General features: G+C 75.4%; 15 protein-coding genes. 6 read left to right on the top strand and 9 right to left on the bottom strand.

Features of this window, described 5'->3' with window-relative positions; genetic code table 11:
- Positions 1-7 precede the first annotated feature (7 nt).
- The gene (locus IE321_RS00075; protein WP_226652448.1) at positions 8-412 is read right to left on the bottom strand and encodes an ATP-binding protein; all 405 of its coding nucleotides are present in this window, start codon (positions 410-412) and stop codon (positions 8-10) included.
- Positions 413-496: 84 nt separating this feature from the next.
- Positions 497-1,252: a DeoR/GlpR family DNA-binding transcription regulator gene (locus IE321_RS00070; RefSeq protein ID WP_190221220.1), complete on the bottom strand. Its 756-nt coding sequence runs from the start codon at positions 1,250-1,252 to the stop codon at positions 497-499.
- Between the two features lie 57 nt (positions 1,253-1,309).
- Here IE321_RS00070 and IE321_RS00065 point away from each other — a divergent pair, with 57 nt between their 5' ends.
- Positions 1,310-2,017 carry an NUDIX domain-containing protein gene (locus tag IE321_RS00065; protein WP_051841795.1) on the top strand — a complete coding sequence of 236 codons (708 nt, stop codon included), beginning with the start codon at positions 1,310-1,312 and terminating at the stop codon, positions 2,015-2,017.
- A gap of 137 nt (positions 2,018-2,154) precedes the next feature.
- Complete coding sequence (locus tag IE321_RS00060) at positions 2,155-2,700, top strand: EF-hand domain-containing protein (RefSeq protein WP_043222044.1); 546 nt, start codon at positions 2,155-2,157, stop codon at positions 2,698-2,700.
- A 60-nt stretch (positions 2,701-2,760) separates the two neighbouring features.
- Here the strand turns inward: IE321_RS00060 and IE321_RS00055 are convergent, their stop codons facing one another.
- On the bottom strand, positions 2,761-3,891 hold the full coding sequence (locus IE321_RS00055; protein ID WP_229916256.1) for a DUF3103 family protein: 1,131 nt from the start codon (positions 3,889-3,891) through the stop codon (positions 2,761-2,763).
- Positions 3,892-4,106: 215 nt separating this feature from the next.
- The gene (locus IE321_RS00050) at positions 4,107-4,544 is read right to left on the bottom strand and encodes a nitroreductase family deazaflavin-dependent oxidoreductase (protein ID WP_190221218.1); all 438 of its coding nucleotides are present in this window, start codon (positions 4,542-4,544) and stop codon (positions 4,107-4,109) included.
- Between the two features lie 155 nt (positions 4,545-4,699).
- On the opposite strand from IE321_RS00050, the gene IE321_RS43115 reads away from it, so the two are divergent.
- The 3 genes from IE321_RS43115 (at position 4,700) to IE321_RS00035 (ending at position 8,271) form a co-directional block, all read left to right on the top strand.
- Positions 4,700-6,214: a DUF3592 domain-containing protein gene (locus tag IE321_RS43115; RefSeq protein WP_372470276.1), complete on the top strand. Its 1,515-nt coding sequence runs from the start codon at positions 4,700-4,702 to the stop codon at positions 6,212-6,214.
- 79 nt (positions 6,215-6,293) lie between these two features.
- A complete protein-coding gene (locus IE321_RS00040; RefSeq protein ID WP_190221217.1) occupies positions 6,294-6,812 on the top strand; it encodes a hypothetical protein in 519 nt (172 codons plus the stop codon).
- A gap of 214 nt (positions 6,813-7,026) precedes the next feature.
- Positions 7,027-8,271, top strand: a complete 1,245-nt coding sequence (locus IE321_RS00035) for a serine hydrolase domain-containing protein (RefSeq protein ID WP_190221216.1) — start codon at positions 7,027-7,029, stop codon at positions 8,269-8,271.
- A 17-nt stretch (positions 8,272-8,288) separates the two neighbouring features.
- On the opposite strand, the gene IE321_RS00030 is transcribed toward IE321_RS00035, so the two are convergent.
- The 3 genes from IE321_RS00030 to IE321_RS00020 form a co-directional block, all read right to left on the bottom strand.
- On the bottom strand, positions 8,289-9,260 hold the full coding sequence (locus IE321_RS00030) for a quinone oxidoreductase family protein (protein WP_190221215.1): 972 nt from the start codon (positions 9,258-9,260) through the stop codon (positions 8,289-8,291).
- Positions 9,261-9,309: 49 nt separating this feature from the next.
- Positions 9,310-10,371, bottom strand: coding sequence for a sulfotransferase family protein (locus IE321_RS00025; RefSeq protein ID WP_190221214.1), 1,062 nt, complete (start codon positions 10,369-10,371; stop codon positions 9,310-9,312).
- Between the two features lie 129 nt (positions 10,372-10,500).
- The gene (locus IE321_RS00020) at positions 10,501-11,769 is read right to left on the bottom strand and encodes an MFS transporter (RefSeq protein WP_190221213.1); all 1,269 of its coding nucleotides are present in this window, start codon (positions 11,767-11,769) and stop codon (positions 10,501-10,503) included.
- A 56-nt stretch (positions 11,770-11,825) separates the two neighbouring features.
- Between IE321_RS00020 and IE321_RS00015 the strand changes: the two genes are divergently transcribed.
- Entirely contained in the window at positions 11,826-12,458 is a 633-nt protein-coding gene (locus tag IE321_RS00015) for a winged helix-turn-helix domain-containing protein (protein ID WP_107063177.1), read from the top strand.
- A 120-nt stretch (positions 12,459-12,578) separates the two neighbouring features.
- On the opposite strand, the gene IE321_RS00010 is transcribed toward IE321_RS00015, so the two are convergent.
- Both IE321_RS00010 and IE321_RS00005 read right to left on the bottom strand, forming a co-directional pair.
- Positions 12,579-13,562 carry a class I SAM-dependent methyltransferase gene (locus tag IE321_RS00010; protein WP_190221212.1) on the bottom strand — a complete coding sequence of 328 codons (984 nt, stop codon included), beginning with the start codon at positions 13,560-13,562 and terminating at the stop codon, positions 12,579-12,581.
- Positions 13,563-13,692: 130 nt separating this feature from the next.
- The coding region (locus tag IE321_RS00005; RefSeq protein WP_190221211.1) for a non-ribosomal peptide synthetase at positions 13,693-20,646 on the bottom strand (6,954 nt) is incomplete at its 5' end.

Genomic DNA, 20,646 nt, shown 5'->3' with positions numbered 1-20,646 from the left:
GGCGCCGTCAGGAGAGCCGCAGGTGGACGTGGACGGCCTTCCCCTCGCCCGGTCCCGCCGCGGCACAGGTCGTCACGGCGTCCGCGAGCCGGGCGACGATGCCCAGGCCGAGACCGCCCTCGCCGGTCAGGGACGGTTGCCGGAGGTACGGGAGGCGGGTGCTGCGGTCCGTGACGGCGATGTCGAGCCCGTCGGGCCCCACCGCCAGGTCCAGCGCGCAGACCCCGCCGCCGTGCCGGACGGCGTTCGTCACGACCTCGCTCACCACCAGCGCCGCGTCGTCCTCGGCGGTCCGGCGCGGCGGCACGTCGCCGCCCGCCGTCTCCCGGACGAGACGGCGGACCTCTTCCCTGGCCCGCCGCACCGCGTGGGGGCCTTCGATGTCGATGTGACGTCGCGTGGGGAACGGCACCGTGCCCTCCTTCGGCCCGGACAGCTCGTCGCCCCGGCGGCTACCCATCGGACGGCGGGCCATGCGCCGCGCCGCCGGCCGTCGTCAGGCCGCCAGGACCTCGACCCCCCGCGCCGCGAGCGAGCGCAGGACCGGGTGGTGGGGGTCGGCGTCGGTGAGCAGGCCGGTGACGCCCTCCCAGGGGAGCACGCGGAAGCGCGAGGCCGCGCCGATCTTCTCGGAGGAGGCGAGGACGTACGTGTCGGCGGCCCGCGCGGCCAGGGCCCGCTTCATCGCCGCCTCCTCGGCGTCGCCTGTGGTGAGGCCCGCGTCCGGGTGGACGCCGGTGACGCCCAGCAGGAACAGGTCGGCCGAGACGTTCTGGGCGGCCTCGGCGGCGGCCGCGCCGCAGGTGACCGCGGAGTGCTTGAAGAGACGGCCCCCGAGCAGGAAGACCTCGGCCTTCGGATGGTCCAGCAGCGCGGTCGCGACGGTCGGGCTGTGGGTGATCACGGTGCAGTCCAGCTCCGGCGCCAGGGCGCGGGCCACGGCGAGGGCGGTGGTGCCGCCGTCCAGGATCAGGGCGCTGCCGGGCCGCACGAGCGCGGCGGCGGCCAGGGCGATCCGCCGCTTGCCCTCCGGGGCGACGGACTGCCGGGCGGCGTAGTCCGCCACGGCCGGGGAGACCGGCAGCGCCCCGCCGTAGACGCGCTGGCAGAGCCCCTCGGACGCGAGGTCGCGCAGGTCGCGGCGCACGCTGTCCTCGGAGATCCCCAGGTCCGCGGCGACGTCCTTGGCCACGATCTTCCCCTGCCGGGCGAGCAGGTCCAGCAGGTGCGCGCGCCGTTGGGCGGCCAGCATGCGTACTCCTTCACAGTCTTGCACGTTTATGTCCAGTGGGCTGTATCGTAGCGCGCCATGACCGACCAGCCGAACCCCGTGCCCGTCCGCACCCCCGACGCCCTGCCCGGCACCGACACCCCCGACCACCGGGGCCGCACCGGTCTCGACCGGGCCGGACGCGACCTGGACCGCAACGCCGACGTCGTCGTCCGCGACGTGGAGCTCACCTCCCGGGGCTGGCACGTCCTGCGCCGCACGACCTTCGACTACCGCCGGCGCGACGGGCGCTGGGAGTCCCAGCAGCGCGAGACGTACGACCGGGGCAACGGCGCGGCGGTCCTGCCGTACGACCGCGAGCGCGGTCGCGTGCTGCTCACCCGCCAGTTCCGCTACCCCGCCTACGTCAACGACCACCCGGACGGCATGCTCGTCGAGGTCGCCGCCGGACTGCTCGACGGCGACGCCCCGCTCGCCGCCGTCCGGCGCGAGGCCGCCGAGGAGCTCGGCGTCACGCTCGGCCCGGTCGCCCACGTGCTCGACGCCTACATGAGCCCGGGCTCGGTCACCGAACGCCTGCACTTCTACGCCGCCCCCTACACCGCCGCCGACCGCACCGGCGCCGGTGGCGGCCTCGCGTCGGAGGGCGAGGACATCGAGGTCCTCGAAGTGCCCTTCGCGGAGGCCCTGGCCATGACCCGCGACGGCCGCATCGTCGACGGCAAGACGATCCTGCTGCTGCAATGGGCGGCGCTGGACGGCCCCTTCGCCCCGAAGGCCGGGTGAGACCGTCGGGCGCGGAGCCCCGGGAGCCGCCGACCGCGCCGCGCGCCCTGTCGCACGCCCCTCCGCGCCACCGCGCGCCGTTCGGGCACGGCCGCCGGGTGGGCAGGATCGCCGGAGATCCGACAGAGAGGCCGACCGTGGCAAGTGACTTCCAGCGCGCCAAGCTCGTCAGCATGTTCCGCGCCTTCGACGCCGACGACAACGGCTACCTCGACCAGCGGGACTTCCAGGCCCTCGCGGCCCGTTGGCGGGGCCTGCCCCGGGTGCGGCCGGGATCCGAACTGGCCGGGCGCGTGGACGCGCTCATGCTGGGCTGGTGGGACCTGCTCGCGGCGCACGTGGACACGAACGGCGACGGCAGGGTCGACCTGGACGAGCTCCTCGCCATGGTGGATCTGCTGCCCACCCTGCGCGAGGTCGTCGCCGCGACCGCCGAGACCGTCTTCGACGCCGTCGACGAGAACGGCGACGGCCGCATCTCGCCCTCCGAGCACCGGCGGCTCGTCGACACCTGGCACGGCGAGAGCGTCGACGTCGCCGACGTCTTCGACCGCCTCGACCGGGACGGGGACGGGCACCTCAGCCGCCCCGAGTTCACCGAACTGTGGATCCAGTTCTGGATCAGCGACGACCCGGCCGAACCGGGGAACCAGCTGTGCGGCCCGGTGCCCGGCACCGCGTGACCCGACCGCGCGTCCCCGGCGTCGCGCGACGCCGGGGACGCGTCCCACGCCGGGCGTCCGTCAGAGGGCGGACACCCAGTAGCGGTCGAAGGTGAAGCGGCCGTTGCCACCCGCTCCGTCGCGGGTGCCGGTGGTCTCCCGGGCCAGGGTGTACCAGGCGTCCACGAAGTCGGCGTCGTCGGTCCAGAAGGACGACGGGATCGCGTCGACGACCGGGTCGACGAGCGGGACGTACGCGCCGAGGTCGGCGATGGTCAGCAGCGCCGCGGCGATGGCCTTGGCGAGGGCCGAGTAGTTGGTGTCCCCGTCGTCCTCCATCATCACGGTGTCGGCCAGGTTGTACTTGTACTGCGACCAGTTCACCAGGATCTGGTTCGGGTAGTACGTGGTCCCCGCGTCGTTCAGATACGGATGGGTGACCGTGTCGACGCGCACCTTGCCGTCGAGCCCGAAGCCGCTGACGATGCTGAAGATCTCGGCGTCGCCCTTGATCCAGGTCTCCTTGTCGTCGGCGAGGCGCACCGACGTGATGCGGGAGGTCCAGAAGCCGGTGGCCGCGGTCCCCGCCGCGGCGGCGGCCGGGGCGGGCGCCGCGGCCGTGGAGACCCCGGCGGCGGCCAGCTCGCGCTCCAGGACCGCCATGCCCGCCTCGACCGCCTTCTCCCCGTCGACCCCGACGACGTACACCGGCACCTCGGGCGCCTCGGTGGCGGACAGCGTGTGCAGGCGGCCCGCCGTGTCGTACGCGGTGACGGCGCCGGCCTCGTCGTCGGACGGGGCGACGGCCACCAGCGGCGCCCGGCGGGAGTCCACGTCCCCGGTCAGTGACACGGTCAGGAGCCCCCCGGTGCCGGCGCCCAGCCCCTTGGCGGCGAGCACGGAACGGTCCGCGGCGGCGGCCTCGGCGGCCAGCAGGGCGGCGGCCCGGCTGCGCGCCCCGTCGGCCAGCGCCGCCAGTCCGGTCTCGCCGCCGCGCACGACGGCCCGCCCGGCCTCGGCCCGCCAGGCGGTGTCCGCGAGCGAACGGGCCAGGGCGCGGGCGGCCGCGTCCTCGGCGGCGGCGATCGGCGAGACCTCCGCCGGGCCGGACGCGGCGGGCGTCGCGGTGGCGGGCCCCTGGGCGGTGGCGACCAGGACGCCGGTGAGGGCGAGACCGCACGCGGCCGTGCGGAGCTGCTTTCTGACGGACAAGACATCCTCCATCGGAGTCGGCCGGTGCCCCGGGGTGTCGGGGCATGCCGGGAACCGGCCGTGGGTGTGCGGCCGGTGCGATGGTGCGGGGGTGGAGCCCGACCATGATGGGGCATGATCTGTCTACGCGTATAGACCGCCCCAACGGCGATATGAGTCAAGGCCGTTGGGGCGCAGGGGTACCGTCCCCCGCCAGATGCGGGGGCCGGGCCGGGTCAGCCGACGCGCTCGACCACGAAGAGGGGGATCTCCCGGTCGGTCCGCACCTGGTAGTCGGCGTAGTCGGCGAAGGCCGCCACCGCGCGGTCCCACCAGATCCGGCGCTCCTCGCCGAGCACGAGCCGGGCCTTCATGTCCCAGACCCGGGGGCCGTCGCGCAGCTCGACGAGGGGCTGGGCGACGAGGTTGTGGTACCAGACCGGGTGCTTCACCGCGCCGCCGTTCGAGGCGACGAGCGCGTAGGCGCCCTCGTGCTCCACCCGCATCAGGGGCGTCTTGCGGAGCCGGCCGCTGCGGGCGCCGACGCTGGTGACGATGACGACCGGCATGCCCCGCATCGTGGTGCCCTCGGTGCCGCCGGACGACTCGTACAGCTCGACCTGGGCGCGGACCAGCTCGTTCGTGCTGGGCTCGTAGCTACCGGTGAGGGGCATGGTGCTCGCCTTTCGCAGGGGGGTGTCCGGCCGGGCCGGCGTCCCGCCGACGCTATCCGAAGCCCGGACACCGCCGCGCGCCGCCCGGGCGCCGCCCCGGCCCGGTGCCCGCGCGGGGCTGTCGGCGGCTCGCCCCGGCGGGCAGAATCGGGCCCATGACGATCACCGCGAGCGGGCCGCCGAACGACTCGCCTCCCGAACTCGTCCTCGGCTTCCTGACGGGCGGGGTGATCGGGGTGTCGCTCACCTCGTTCATCGGCGGATGCGTCGTCGAGCGGCCGCTGCTCATCGTCACGGGAGTGGCCCTGCCCGCCGCCCACGGGCTCGCCCTCCTCCTCGCCGGGCTGCCGCGCCGCCTCCGCAAGGCGGCGTCCGTCCCGCGCACGGCCCTCGCGAGGGTCGAGGACCGGGAGATGGAGCAGGGCGTGCCCACCGACGTGCCCGTGCGGTGCGAGCTGTCCGTCGTGCCGGACGACGCGCCCGCGTTCCGGGTGGCCCTCCGGCAGGAGGTCCACGTCTCCGAGCTCGCCGACGTCCGACCGGGCGGCGTCGTGGTCGTCACGTACCCGCCCGACCGGCCGTGGAAGACGCGGATCGTGCGGCGGCCCACACCGGAGTGGGAGGCGCGGGCGGCCGTGGCGCGCCTTGACGCCGCACCGGGACCCGTCCTGCTGAGCGACCCCGAGCCGGGCCGGGCCGGCGGCTACCTCACCCTCTTCGGCCTGCTGCTCGGCACGGCCGCCGCCCTCTGGCTGCTGCGTGCCGACCTGTTCGGCTCCCGGGAGAACGGCTCCTTGCCGGACCTCCCCGGATGGGTCCCCTTCCTGCGGCTGTGGTGCGCGGCCTGGGGCGCGGCGGCGCTCGTCGGCTTCGCCCTCTCCCTGGCCGGGCTGACCAAGGTGCAACGCACGGTCCGGCTCACCGGTCGGATCGTGCGCGTCCGGCCGCCCCGGCACGGCGGGTCGCGCCATGGCGGGATACCGGTGGTCGTCTCCTACCGCGACCCGGTCACCGGGCGGGACGTCACCGCGACGAACGACGGGGAGCACGGCGAGGTGATCACCGCGGCGTGGGAGGGCCGCGAGATCGGGGTCGGCCACCCGCGGGGCCGGCCGCACGCCCTCCGGTTCTCGCCCCGCCCCGAGCCGCCCGGCCGGGGGCTGGCCAAGCCGGGCTGCGCGGTCTTCCTGGTCTACGCCGGGCTGGTGGCCCTCGCCGCGATCGAGTGGGGCTGGCCGTGGGCCCTCGTCGGCGCCGGCGGCCCGGGTGCGCTCTACGCCGCCGTCCACCTGCCGGGCACGGTCCGGGCCAGGACCGCCCGCCTGGCCGACCTCGCCACCATGGACGCCGTGCCCGGGCGGGTCGTCGCGGTCCTCAAGGACGTCAGTGTCGACCAGGAGGACGGCCACACCTGGACCAGGTTCACCCCGGTGGTCTCCTTCACGACCCGCGCGGGTGCCGCCGTCACGGCCCACTGCACGGAGCACCTCCCGGACCCGGCGGGCGCGTACGGCCGGGAGGTGACGGTCCATCATCATCCTTCCGACCCGGCGAGGTTCACGCTCGACCCGGCCGCCGAGCGCCGCGGCCAGGATCTGGACGTGCTGGTCAACGTCCTGGTGACGCTCGTGTGCGGAGCGGCGGCCGCGGTGGGGGCGGCGCTGCTCTGAGTCCGGGCGCCGCCCCCTCCGGCGGTCGCTCCGAGATCGCCTCTTCCCTTGCGTCTCAAGGGTGTTGGAGGATCCGGGCATGACTCCGCATGCGACCGACCCGACCGCCGACGCGGCGGCCACCTACCTCGCCGCGCTCCACGAGCGGCTGACGGCCGACGGCTGCGCGGTGACCCTCCCGTCGTGGCACGAGCACCGGGTGGTCGCCGCGCACCGCGCCGACCGCAAGGTCCGCTGGTTCGGCACGAAGGTCGAGCTGTTCGTCTTCGCGGCCGCCGTCCCCGAGGTCGACGAGACCGCCCTGGGGGAGTTCACCGTCTGGGCCATGAGCCACGCCAAGAGCCTGCGGCGCGGCATACCCGGAGCCCGCAACGCGGCCTTCGTGCTGCCGGCCCTGGTGAGCGCGCGCGTCCGGCCGGAGGCGGCCCGGTGGGCGGCCGAGGACGCCCGGATCCTCGGTACGACCCTGATCAGCCGCCCGCTCGCCGTCGAGACCGCGCCGGACGGGGTCCGCACCTCGATGTACCGGGGACGGGTCGCCCTGGGCGGCATGTTCACCGGCCACGTCCTGAGGAAGGCCGCCCTGTACTTCCCGTGACGGGGCTCCCGACCGGCCGAGGCGCGGGAGGCGCGGAACCTCCGGCGCGGCTCACCCGATCGGCCGAGGGGCGGGAGGCGCGGAACCTTCTGCCGGGGGGTTCGACAGGGCCGGGTGGCGCAGGATCGCGCGCTCCGGCCGACGCCCCCCGGCCCGCGCGCGGAAGCTGGACGGGTCGGCGCACCCGGCCGCCGGCCCGTCCAGGAGGTCCCGCATGCCCCGATCCGCCCCGCACGCGTCCTGGCCCCGCCGGGCCGCGGCCACCGCCCTGCTCCTCGTCGCCGCGCTGACCGGGCCCGCGCTGCCCCACGCCACCGCCGGGGAGCGGCCCGCCCGGGACGCGGGGGCACGGGGCGGCGGCTCGGAGAAGGAGCTGCGCCGGGCGCTCGCCGAGCTCGTCGCCGCCCCCGGCGGACCGCCCGGCGCGATCGCCGTCCTCACCCGCGACGGCGTCCCCCGCGTCTACCGCGCCGGGACCGCCGACACGGAGAGCGGACGGCCGCCGCGCCCGGACGACCACATGCGGATCGCGAGCGCCGCCAAGGCGTTCAGCGGCGCGGTGGCCCTCAGCCTGGTGGACCGCGGCGCGCTCGGCCTGGACGACACCCTGGGACAGCGCCTGCCGCACCTCCCCGAAGCCTGGCACGCGGTGACCCTGCGCCAGCTCCTCCAGCACACCAGCGGCCTGCCCGACTACAGCAGGAGCCCGCGCTTCCAGGCGATCGTCCGCGCCGACCCCCGCCACCGCTTCGTCTCCCGGCGCCTGCTGGAGTTCGCCGCCCCGGACCTCCTCTTCCCGCCCGGCAGCCGCTACGGCTACTCCAACTCGGACAACATCGCCGTCGCCCTGATGGCCGAGCAGGCCACCGGACGCCGCTACGAGGACCTGCTGCGCGAACGGGTGTACCGCCCGCTCGACCTCCGCGACACCAGCCTCCCCTCCGGCTTCCGGCTGCCCCGCCCCTTCCTCCACGGTTACGCCACGGCCCCCGGCGAGGCGCCCGAGGACGTCAGCGAGGCGATCAGCGCCTCCGGCGCGTGGGCGTCGGGCGGCATCGTCTCCACCCCGGCCGACCTCGGCACCTTCATCGGCGGCTACGTCGGACCCACGCTGCTGTCGCCGCGGACCCGGCACGCGCAGCGCCGGTTCGTCCCCGGCGCGTCCGAGCCCGCCGGGCCGGGGGTGAACGCCGCCGGACTGGGCGTCTTCCGGTACGAGACCCGCTGCGGCACCGTCCTCGGCCACACCGGCAACACCCCGGGCTACACCCAGTTCGCCGCCGCCACCCCCGACGGCCGGCGGACCGTCACCGTCTCCGTCACCAGCCAGGTCACCCTCGACCCCGCGCTGCTCGCCCGCCTGCGCGCGACCGAGGAGCGTTTCGTCTGCGCCCTCCTGGAGGACGGCCACGGCGGTGGGCACGGGCCCGACGGCGGGTACGGCGACCCCGCGGCCTGACCCTCCGCCCGGGCGGGTCAGGAGCAGGTGAGCACCGTCTTGGCGATGGTGCCGCGCGCTTCGAGCGCCGTGTGGGCGTCCGCCGCGTCGGGCAGCGCGAACCGCTGCCCGACGCGGACGCGCAGCCGTCCGTCGCGGACCATGTCGAGCACGGCCCCTCCCCGGCGGAGCAGTTCGGCCCGGTCCTGGATGTGGTGGGTGAGGTTCGGGCGGGTGACGTACAGGGATCCGGCGGCGTTGAGGCGCTGGAGGTCGAAGGGCGGCACCGCTCCGCCGGCCTGCCCGTAGAGCGCCAGGACGCCGCGCGGGCGGAGCACGGCGAGGCTCTCGTCGAAGGTCGGGCCGCCGATCCCGTCGTACACGGCGGCGGCGCCGCGACCGCCGGTGTGCCGGCGCACCGCCTCCGACAGCGCGCCCGGCCGGTGGCCGCCCGCCTCGACGGCGCCGGCGGCGCGCGCCGCCTCCGCCTTGGCCCCGGTGGACGCGGTACCGATCACGGTGCCGCCGCGGAGCCGGACGAGCTGGGTCAGCAGCATGCCGACGCCGCCCGCCGCGGCGTGCACCACGACGGTGTCGCCGGCCCGGACCTGGTAGGTGTCGTGGCAGAGGTAGTGCGCGGTCATGCCCTGGAGCAGGGTGGCCGCGGCCAGTTCGGCGGAGAGCCCGTCCGGGACCGGCACCAGCCGGTCGGCGCTCAGCAGGGCGTACTCCGCGTAGGCCCCCGGCAGGTTCGCCCAGGCCACCACGGAGCCGACGGCGACCTCCCGCACCCCCGGCCCGACCTCGACGACCGTGCCGGCGCCCTCCTGCCCGGGCACGTAGGGCAGGTCCTGCGGGTACAGGCCGGAGCGGAAGTAGACGTCGACGTAGTTGACGCCGGCGGCGGCAAGCCGCACGAGCGCCTCGCCGGGCCCCGGCACCGGCCGGGGCACGTCGACGAGTTCGAGCACCTCGGGCCCGCCGGCCCGGCTGACCTGGATGGCTTTCATGGCCGGGATCGTACGGGGCCCGGCCACCGTCCGCGGGGAGTCCGGGGATTCACCGGAGGTCATAGCCGGCCTCTTCGGCGAGGTCGTTCACGAGCGGCAGGACCCGGCGGATCTCGGACTCGTGGCGGCGCCACTTGTCGGGGTCGGGCACGGTCTGGGTCATCACGACGGGGAGGTCGCGGCGGCCCCAGGCGTCCGAGAAGGGCAGCTTCACCGCGTCGGCCACGGCCTCCATGGTGGCGACCGGGTCGGACTTGACGTCCTCGTAGCGGACCAGGACGGAGTTGCCGGTGGGGGCCAGGGCGCGGGCGGCGTCCAGGACGGCCCGGTTGTGGGCCACCCAGTTGCGGGCGCAGACCTCGGCCAGGCTCAGGTCCACCCAGTCGCGCCAGCCGGGCGGCAGGCTGAGGTTCCACCACTGCTTGCCCCACGGGAAGACGTCCGAGTAGCCCTTGATCCGCAGGGGCTCCGGCACCGGGTAGGAGAAGAACATCCGGGGGTTGAGCCAGGCGTCCATCAGGGAGCCGATGCTGGTGCGCGGGTCGCGGACGACGAAGACGTAGGTGGCGTCGGGGTAGAGGGCCTGGAGGAACGGGATCCGGAAGCAGGACTGGATGCTCTTCTCGACCAGCCGGATGCCGTCGGCGAGTTCGGCCTCGGTGGGGCGCGGGCCGCGCGGCGGGAAGCAGAACGGGGTGATCTCGTCGAGCTCGCCGCCGTCGCGCGTGGTGGGCGGGCCTTCCGGCAGCTCGCCGGGGAAGCGCTCCTGGAGGGCCTTCAGCGGCACGTCGTAGTAGTACGGCTGGAGTCCCTGGGCGCGGATGAAGTCGAGGTGGTCGAGCTTGTCGGCGACGGACCACTCCGCGCCGGGCCGGCGGGCGGCGGCGAGCAGGTCCTCGTTCAGGCGGGCCGCCACCTCGGGGGTCGCGTCGGAGGCGTCCAGGGCGTTGGAGTGCCAGTCGCGCCGGCTCGGGTGCAGGCTGCCGCGTTCCCAGATCGGCTTGCCCTCGCGGCCGATGCTCCAGACGTGCTCGCTGCGCTCGATCAGACTGCGGACCAGACTGGTGCCGGAGCGGGGGTGGCCGACGATGAAGATGGGCTGCTTGAGCATGGCGGAGCTCGCTTTCGTGAAGAGGCGGGTTCTCGGGCGGAGGGGACGCGGCGCGCGGGGCGGTGCCGGGGCAGGGGGTACCGGCGTGCGTGCTCGGGCGGTCCCGGAGGACGAAGCGCCGACCGGGGGTCAGGCGGGCCAGCGGGCGGACCTGACGTGCCGGTTGGCGAGTCCTGCGGCGGTGATCAGGGCCTGGACGCCGGCGATCAGGACGAGGGCGCCGGTGACGCCGAGGAACTCCAGGGCCAGACCGCCGGCCAGGGAGCCGAGCGGGGAGCCGGCGCCGATGAGCGTGATGGTCGCGGCGATGGCGCGGCCCCGCCGGTGGTCCGGGGTCTGACGGAAGATCATGATGTCGACGAGGATCTTCAGGGCCGGCAGGCCGAGGGCCGCCAGGGTCAGCAGGGCGAAGACCCAGACCGGTCCGAACGGCAGCGCCAGCAGGGCCACCGCGACCGTGGTCAGCGTGGACGCGGCCAGGAGCAGCGCGCCGGGGCTGAGCAGCCGGTTGAGCCGCGGGACCAGCGCCGAGCCGGCGAGCATGCCGACGGCGGTGCCGGAGAGGGCGAGGCCGATGGTGCCGGGGGAGTGGTGCCGGTCCTGGAGGGTCACCATCACCATCAGGATGGCGGCGGTGACGCTGAAGTAGAAGACGCTGATCAGGAGCAGCGCGGACCGCAGCAGCCGGTCGCCGAGGAGTTCGACCAGGCCCGAGAAGACGTCGGCCAGCGGGCCGAGCGCGCTCTTCCGCTCGCCGCCCGCCGGTTCGGCGGCCGGTTCGGTCTTCGGGACCTTGACGGCGAGGGCGCAGAGGAACGAGATGACGAACCCGGCGGTGGCCGCGACGAAGGGGAAGGTGCGGGAGAGCAGGTAGAGCCAGCCGCCGAGGGGCGGTCCGGCCAGGGCGGCGGCTCCGCTGCGCGCCTCGTCCTGGCTGAGCGCCGCGGTCAGCTGATGGTCCGGCACGACCGCCCGGACGAGCAGCATCCGGGCCGGCGCGCCGAAGGCCGTACCGGCGCCGAGGACGACCGCGGCCACGATCAGCAGGCCGTAGTTCGCCCGGCCCGTCGTCAGACCGACGACGATGAACGCCAGGGTGAGCGCGCGGACCGCTTCGGAGATCAGCAGGATCCGGCGCCGGTCCCACCGGTCGACGACCGCGCCGGCCGGGAGTCCGACCAGGAGGGCGGTGCCGATCTGCGCGAACCCGAAGAGGCCGGCGAGCGCGGGCGATCCGGTCAGCGACATGATCAGCAGGGGGTACGCGACCTCCACCGTTTCGAGGCCGAGGTTGGCGGAGGCCGCGCCGATCCAGAGAATCTGGAAGCGTCGGTTGCGGCGCAGGGGTATGGATGGGGCGGGAGCTTCGCTATCACTCTGACGTAAGCGTTCACTCATGCGTGAACGGTAGCATGCGACTGAATGGTTCGCTACGAGGAAATGGGGATGGGTTCATGGCTGACGATGCCGACGCGGTGACGGTCGTCCGCGAGGTCGACGACGTGGAGACGCTGAAGGCCCTCTCCGACCCGCTGAGGTTGGCGATCCTGCGCACGATGATGAGCGACGTCCGCGCGGGCCACCGGGTCAAGGACATCGCGAGGCTGCTGGACCAGCCGCCCACCCGGCTCTACCGGCACATCAAGGTGCTGGAGGCGGCGGGCCTGATCAAGGTGGCGCAGACCCGGATGGTCTCCGGGATCCAGGAGAGCCAGTACCAGGTGGCGCAGTTCGCCCTGCGGCTGAGCCGCGACCTGCTGGCCGCGCCGGGCAACGCGGGCGACCTGGCCGACGCGTTCGCCGCGACGCTGAACGACTTCCGGGACCGGCTCGTCCGGGACATCATCAGCGGGCGCTTCCAGCCGGAGCCCGAGGCCGGGGCGAAGCCGGACCCGCTCGGCCCGATGGTGGTGGCGCTGGACCGCCGGCTGACCCCGGAGCGGGCCACCGAGTTCCGGTCCCGACTGGCCGCGCTGATGGAGGAGTTCAACCGTCCCGACGACGAGGAGAAGGCCGTGGTGCCGGTCGAGTTCCTGATGATGTTCTGGGCGCCGAAGGACCCCGCGGAGGAGCCGGCGGCGCCGTAGGGGGCGGAGAAGACGGAAGCGCCGCCCGTGTGGGTCCACACGGGCGGCGCTTCGTCCTCACGGACTCTCGGGGTGCGGGGGACGCCTCACCCGACACGGGCTACGGGCTTCCCCCGCACGTCACTTGGGGGCGATGAAGAGCCGGCCGCCGGGGAAGCGGTGCGGCACGCAGCGGGCCTGGTCGAAGCCGGCCTGCCGGAAGCGCTCCAGCCACTCCTCCTCCGGAGGCAGCTCCACGTCCATGAACCCGGCGTGCAGATAGGTGAAGAGCGCGCTGAACCGGCGCTCGCGCCCGTCCGGCGCGTACGGCACCGCGTCCGTGATCGCCATGATGCCGCCCGGCCGCAGCGCCTCCCGGCATCTGCGCAGCACCCGGTCGAAGACGTCGCCCTCGCGCACGATGTCGTGGAAGACGAAGCCGGCGTGGATGACGTCGGCGCCGGCCACCGGCGCGGGGTCGTCGGCGAGGGACTGGATCGGCCGCTCCACCACCTCCAGGCGGTCGCCCACGCCCGCCGCCCGCGCCGCGCGGCTCGCCTCCCGGCAGGCGCCGGCGCTCATGTCCAGCGCCACGCCGGTGCTCTCGGGCAGCCGGCCCAGCAGGTCGATGAGGAGCCCCGCCGCGCCCGCGCCGAGGTCGGCGATCCGCCGCGGCCGGGCGGCGAGGATCGCCTCGGTGGCCGCCGGGTAGAAGCCCTGGCTGCCGATCCAGCGCGAACTGACCGCCACCTCACGGCCGTCGCGCCGGTACAGCGCGGCGGCGCCGGCCGGGTCGCGCAGGAACTCCGCGGGGTGCTCGACGTACGGCTGGTTGGCCCGCAGCGACCAGTAGAGGTAGCCGGACGCGTGGATCCGGTCGGCGAAGTCGTCCGCGACCCGGAACTCCTTGACGCCGGCCGGCTCCAGCAGCGCCGCGGCGACCAGGGTGGCCACGAAGCCGGCCATGCCCTCCTCCGGCACGTCCGCCGCGGCCGCCAGCTGCGCCGTGGTCACCGGCTCGCCGCGCTCCAGCAGGGGCACGATGCCCAGCCGGTCGGCCATCTCCAGCAGGGCGGCGACGGCGGCGAGGTCGGCCGCGGTCTCAGGGGTACTGATGGGTGACATCGCGCTCTCCCACTCCAATTCGACGATCATCTCGGGTTCCACGGGGCCGGTCCGGTGCGGTTCCCGGCCGGCGGGCGCGGCACCGTCGGTGCCGCGCCGGTCTTTCGGTCGGGCGGGGTCTCCGCCCGTCTCATCGGGAATCCGCGTCCGCTCCGGCGGAACCCGTACGCCTGCGGAGCTTCGGACGGCTCCGGGGCGCGGCCCCGCCGAGTCGCGCGGCGAGCGCGGCGACCGTCGGGGAGTCGAAGAGGGTGGCCACGCTCAGGCTCGCGCCGAAGCGGGTGCGCACCCGGTTGAGCAGACGGGTGGCGAGGAGCGAATGGCCGCCGAGATCGAAGAAGTTGTCGTGCACGCCGACCCGCGGCGCCTTCAGGACCTCCGCGAACAGCGCGCACAGCGCGGTCTCCCGCTCGTCCCGCGGCGCCACGTACTCCACCCGGGCCGCGCTCGGGTCCGGGGCGGGCAGGGCCTTCCGGTCGACCTTGCCGTTGCCGGTGAGCGGCAGCCGGTCCAGCGTGACGAAGACGCTCGGCACCATGTGGTCCGGGAGCGTCCGGGCGGCGTGCGCCCGCACGGCGGCCGCGTCCACGTCCGCCGGCACCAGGTAGCCGACCAGCCGTTCGCCGTCCCCCGTGACCGTCGCGTGCGTCACGTCCGGGTGGCCGGTCAGCACCGCCTCGACCTCGGCGGGCTCGATCCGGAAGCCGCGGACCTTCAGCTGCGCGTCCACCCGGCCGTCGAACTCCAGCACCCCGTCCGGCCGGTAGCGGGCCAGGTCGCCGGTGCGGTACATCCGCCCGCCCGCCGGACCGTACGGATCGGCCACGAACCGCCCGGCCGTCACGTCCGGCTGGTGGGCGTAGCCGCGGGCCAGGCCCGTTCCCGTCACGTACACCTCGCCGGGGACGCCGGGCGGGACCGGCCGCAGCCGCTGGTCGAGGAGGTACAGCCCGGTGTTGTCCATGGGGCGGCCGATCGGCACCGTACGGGCCGGTACCGAGGCGATCGGGTGCCAGGAGGAGATGACGGTGGTCTCCGTGGTGCCCCAGGCGGCCGCGACCGCCGTGTCCGGGGCGAGGGCCGTCAGCTCCGCGACCGACGCGGGCGACACCACGTCACCGGCCATCCAGACGAGGTCCAGCGCGGCCAGCGCCGGTCCCGCCTCGGCCACCATCAGGTTGAACAGCGCGGAGGTGAAGACCGCGGTGGTGGCCCGTCCCTCGACGATGGTGCGGGCCAGCACCTCGGTGTCCAGCTCGCCCTCGGGCGCGATCACCACCCGGCCGCCGGTGAGCAGCGGCAGCCAGATCTCGTAGACCGACGGGTCGAACGAGGTCGGCGAGTGCATCAGCGCGTCGGCCCGCCGCAGTCCCGCCCAGGCGCGGTCGGTGACGAACTCGGCGACGCTGCGGTGCGAGACGACGACCGCCTTGGGCGTGCCCGTCGAACCACTGGTGAACATCGTGTACGCGGCGCGGTCCGGGTGCGTGACCGTCACCGGCCCGTGCTCCGCCGCGCCGGGGGTGGGCGTGACCACCGTGACCCCGGCCAGGTCGGTGGGCCCGTCGGTGACCAGCAGCGTGGCCCGCATGTGGTCCACCATGTGCTGTCGGCGGGCGAGCGGGGCCGCGCCGGGCAGGGGCAGGCAGCCGCCGCCGGCCTTGGTGACGGCCAGGACCGTCACGAGGTAGTCGATGCCGCGCGGCTGCCGCACGGCCACCGGGTCGTCGGGCGCGCAGCCCGCCGCCACCAGCGCGTGCGCCAGGTGGTTGGCCCGCCGGTCGAGGTCCCGGTAGGTGATCGACCGGTCGCCCTCCACCGCCGCGACCGCGTCCGGGGTGGCGGCGGCCTGCCGGGCGAACAGCACGGCCAGGTCCTCGTCGACGACCGGCCGGGCGGTGTCGCGCGGGTCGGCCAGCGCGACCCGCCGCTCGGCGTCGGACAGCAGGTCGAGCCGTCCGATCGGGGCGTCGGGGTCCGCGACCGCCGCGCCCAGGAGCCGTACCAGCCGGTCCGTCAGGGCGGTCACGGTGTCCCGGTCGAACAGGTCGGTGCGGTAGCGCACCTCGCCGGTGACGCCCTCGGGCACCCGGCCCTCGCCGTGGTGCTCGACGAAGCTGAGGTTGAGGTCGAAGTCCACCGGACCCACCCGGATCGCCTCCACCGCGCCCTCGGCCGGGGCCGGCGCCACGTCCACGCCGGACAGCGTGAACGAGGACTCGGCGTTGTTCTGGAGCACCAGCATGGTCTGGAAGAGCGGGTGCCGGCTGAGCGAGCGGGCCGGGTTGAGCGCGTCGACGACGCGGTCGAAGGGCAGCTCCTGGTGGGCGTACGCGGCCAGGTCCAGTTCCCGCACCCGCGCCAGCAGTTCGCGGAAGCTCGGGTCCCCCGCGGTGTCGGTCCGCAGCACCAGGCTGTTGACGAAGCAGCCGATCAGAGGGTCGAGGCCCTCGTCGCTCCGCCCGGCGACCGTCGTGCCGATCGGGATGTCGGTGCCCGCGCCGAGCCGGGTGTACAGCGCCGCGAGCGCGGCGTGCAGCACCATGAAGAGCGTGGTGTGGGTGGCCCGGGCCAGCTCCTGGAGACCGGCGTGCAGCGGCGCGGGCAGGGTGACCGGCAGCAGCTCGCCCCGCAGGTCCGAGGAGTCGGGCCGGGGCCGGTCGTAGGGCAGCGCCAGCTCGCTCGGGAGCCCGGCGAGCCGCCCGGTCCAGTAGGCGGAGAGGCGCTTGCCGTCCGGACCGTCGAGCAGCTCCCGCTGCCACAGCGCGTAGTCGGCGTACTGCACCGGCAGCGGACGCCAGACCGGCGCGTCCCCCCGCACCCGGGCGGCGTACGCCTGGGCGAGGTCCCGGGTCAGCGGGGCCAGCGACCAGCCGTCGCCGGCGATGTGGTGCATCAGCAGCAGCAGGGTGTGCCGGTCCGGGCCGGTGGTGAACAGGCGCAGCCGCAGCGCGAGGTCGGTGGTGAGGTCGAAGCGGTGGAGCGCGGCGGCCGTCAGCTCCCGGTCCAGGTCGGCCGGGTCCACGGCGGCGGTCCGCAGCACCTCGTCCGGGTCGGTCTCCGCCGCGATGTGCTGGCGGGGCGTGCCGTCCGTCTCGGGGAAGCGGGTGCGCAGCGTCTCGTGCCGCGCGAGGAGGTCGCCCACCGCCGCGCGCAGCGCGCCGGTGTCCAGGGGGCCGTCCAGGTGCAGCACCAGCGGCCATCCGAGCCCGTTCCAGCGCGACAGGAACCACAGCCGCTGCTGGGCGTACGACAGGGGCAGCGGTGTCGGCCGTACGGCCGGCAGCAGGGCCGGGCGGGCGGGGTCCGTGCCGTCGCCGGTGCCGATCCGGGCGGCCAGCGACGCGGCGGTCGGGGCCTCGAAGAGGTCCGCGACGCCGAGCTCCGCTCCCAGATGGGTGCGGATCCGGTTGACCAGGCGGGTGGCGAGGAGCGAGTGGCCGCCCAGGTCGAAGAAGTTGTCGTGGGCGCCGACCCGGGGCCTGCCGAGGAGTTCGCCCATGAGCGCGACGAGGATCTCCTCGGCCGGGGTCCGCGGCGGCGTGTATCCGGCGCCGGTCTCGAACACGGGCTCCGGCAGCGCCCGCCGGTCGACCTTCCCGTTGCCGGTGAGCGGCAGCGCGTCGAGGACGACGTACGCGCCGGGCACCATGTAGTCGGGCAGCGCCGAGGCGAGCCGGTCCCGCACGGCGGCCGGGTCCGGGTCGGAGCCCTGGGGCACCAGGTAGGCGACGAGGCGGCGTTCGCCGCCGCGGTCCTCGTGGGCGGTGACGAACGCCTGCCCGATCTCGGGCAGGGCGGTGAGCGCGGCCTCGACCTCCGCGGGCTCGACCCGGAAGCCGCGGATCTTCACCTGGGCGTCGGCGCGGCCGAGGAAGTCCAGGGTGCCGTCACCGCGCCAGCGGACGACGTCCCCGGTGCGGTACATCCGGCCGCCGGGCGGACCCCACGGCGCGGCGGTGAACCGCTCGGCGGTCAGGCCGGGCTGTCCCGCGTAGCCGCGCGACAGGCCCGAGCCGGCGATGTACAGCTCGCCCGGCACCCCGACGGGCACCGGCTGGAGCCGCTCGTCGAGCACGTACAGCCGGGTGTTGTCCATCGCGGTGCCGATCGGCACCCGGACGGGCACCGCGTGCGCGCCGGACATCGAGAACCGGGTGGAGCAGGTGGTCGTCTCGGTCGGGCCGTACAGGGCCCGGACCGTCAGGTCGGGGTGGCGCTCCAGGAGCCGGGTGACGGCGGCGGGCGGCACGACGTCGCCGCCGGTGAGGACCTCCCGGACGCCGGCGAAGCACTCGGGATCCTCGGCGAGGGCCCCGAACAGGCCCGAGGTGAGCCAGATCCGGTCCACCCCGTACGAGGCCACCGCGTCGGCCAGGGCGGCGCCGTCGAGGTTCTCCCCGGGAGCCACCACGACCGTGCCGCCGGTCAGCAGCGGCGTCCAGATCTCGTGCACCGAGGCGTCGAAGCCGGTGGCGGAGTGCATCAGCACCGTGCCGCCCGCCCGCCAGAGCCGGTCGCGGACGAACCCGGCGGTGTTCCGGTGCGTCAGGACGACGGCCTTGGGGCGGCCGGTCGAGCCGCTGGTGAACATCACGTACGCGGCCTGGTCCGGGTGCGGGTCCGGACCGGGCGCCTCGGGGGACTCGCCGTCCCCGGGGGTCAGCACGGTCGGGCCCGCCCACGCCCCGGCCGGGTCGTCGGTGACGAGGAGCGTGGCGCCGGCCTGTTCGGCCATCAGGCGCAGCCGGTCCCGGGGGGCCGCCGACGGCAGCGGCAGGTAGGCGGCGCCGGCCTTGAGGACCGCCAGCATGGACACCACGAGGTCGGCCGAACGGCGCTGGAGCAGCGCCACCGGCCGGTCCGGGGCCGCGCCGGCCGCGACCAGACGGTGCGCCAGGTGGTTGGCGCGCCGGTCGAGTTCGGCGTAGGTGAGCGTGACGGGGCCGGTGACCGCGACGGCGTCCGGGGCGGCCGCCGCCCGCGCGGCGAGGAGCCGGGGCAGCGAGGCGTCCGTCAGCGGGCGTTCCGTGGCGTTCCAGGACCGCAGGACGGTGTCGCGTTCGCCGTCGCCGAGCACGTCCAGGCCGCCCAGCCGCCGGTCGGGGTCGGCGGCCACGGCCCGCAGCACCCGGAGGAACCGGTCGGCCAGGGTCCGTACCGTCTCCGCGTCGAACAGCCCGGTGCGGTAGACGATCTCGCCGGCCATCCCGTCGGCCCCGCCGTCCGCCCGGTAGGTGTCGGTGAGGTTCACGAACAGGTCGAGCTGGGCGGCGGACGGCGTCGACCGCACCACCTCGGTGTCCAGGCCCGACAGGGCGAAGCCGGCGTCCGCGTTGTTCTGCAGCACCAGCATGGTCTGGAACAGCGGGTGGCGGCCGAGCGCGCGCACCGGGTTGAGCGCCTCGACGAGCCGGTCGAAGGGCAGCTCCTGATGGCTCAGGGCGGCCACGTCGTCGGTCCTGACCCGCTCCAGGAGCTCGCGGAAGGTCGGGTCGCCCGCCGTGTCGGTGCGCAGCACCAGGTTGTTGACGAAGAAGCCGACCAGATCGTCGAGCTGGTCGTCGCCGCGCCCGGCGACCACGGTGCCGATGGGGATGTCGGTGCCCGCGCCGAGCCGGGTGAAGAGCGCGGCCAGCGCCGCGTGCAGCACCATGAAGAGCGTCGTCCGGCTCCGCTGCGCCAGGGCGACCAGGTCGGCGTGGAGGGAGGCGGGGATCCGCAGCGGGAGCAGCGCGCCGTCGTGGTCGGCGCCGCTGGGGCGGGGACGGTCGTAGGGCAGGGCCAGCTCCTCGGGGAGCCCCGCCAGGTGGTCGCGCCAGAAGTCGGTCATCCGCTCCTGGTGGGCGGTGGTGAGCAGGTCCCGCTGCCAGAGCGCGTAGTCGGCGTACTGCACCGGGAGGGGGCTCCACGCCGGGGCGGTGCCGGCGGTCCGCGCCGCGTACGCGGCGGACAGGTCCTGGGCCAGCGGGCGCATCGACCAGCCGTCGCCCGCGATGTGGTGCAGCACCAGCACCAGCACGTGCCGCTCCGGCGCGGTGCGCAGCAGCCGTACCCGCACGGGGACGTCCGCGGTGATGTCGAAGGGCTCCCGGCAGGCGGCGCGCACGGCCTCGTCCAGGCCGGCCTCGTCCACGTCGAGGACCCGGATCAGGCCGTCCGCCGGCACCCCGGGCAGGACCCGCTGGTACGGACGCCCGTCCCGCTCGTCGAAGACGGTGCGCAGCGGCTCGTGCCGCGCCGTCAGGTCCTCGACGGCGGCGGCGAGCGCCGTCCGGTCCAGCGGTCCCGCCAGGCGCAGCACCACCGGCAGATTGTACGTCCAGCCGAGGGGGTCCATGCGGTTGACGAACCACAGGCGCTGCTGGGCCCAGGACAGCGGGACGCGGTCCGGTCGCGGGGCCGCGGCCAGGACCGGCGCCTCCTGCCCGGCGGTCCCGGCGAGGGTGGCGGCGAGACCGGCGACGGTGGGCGTGGTGAAGAGCGCGTCGAGTTCGAGCCGGACGCCGAAGGCACCCCGGATCCGGTTGAGCAGGCGGGTGGCGAGGAGCGAGTGTCCGCCGAGGTCGAAGAAGTCGTCGTCGATGCCGATCGCGGGCCGGTCGAGGAGTTCGGCGGCGAGCTCGCAGAGCAGCTTCTCCCGGGCGTCGCGCGGCGCCCGGCCGGTCGCGTGGCCGCGGAAGTCGGGTGCGGGCAGCGCCCGCCGGTCCAGCTTGCCGCTCGCGGTGAGCGGCAGCGCGTCGAGCACCACGAACGCGGAGGGCACCAGGGAGGACGGCAGGCGCTCCTTGGACCAGTCCCGCAGCGCCGCGACGAGCAGCCCGCGGCGGCGGGTGGCGATCGGGTCGTTGGTGAGCGGGGCGGAGCCGGTGGTGCCCCGGTCGAGGTACACGCCGTCCAGGGCCCGCGGGCCGTCGGCGGCCGGGAAGAGCACGTCCAGCAGGTCCGGGCCGTCCGCCGACCAGGTGAGCACGGCGGTGCGGCCGTGGGCCGCGGCGAGCGCGTGCCAGTGCTCCGGGTCGATCTGGTCGCCCGGCCCGGCGAGCGCGGCGCGGGCGGCGGCGGTGTACGCGTCGGCGCGGAC

It is taken from the genome of Streptomyces hydrogenans (assembly GCF_014656075.1).
Classification (GTDB): Bacteria; Actinomycetota; Actinomycetes; order Streptomycetales; family Streptomycetaceae; genus Streptomyces; species Streptomyces hydrogenans.
The sequence above is the reverse complement of the archived record's forward strand: the minus strand, read 5'-3'. Positions and strand labels throughout refer to the sequence as shown.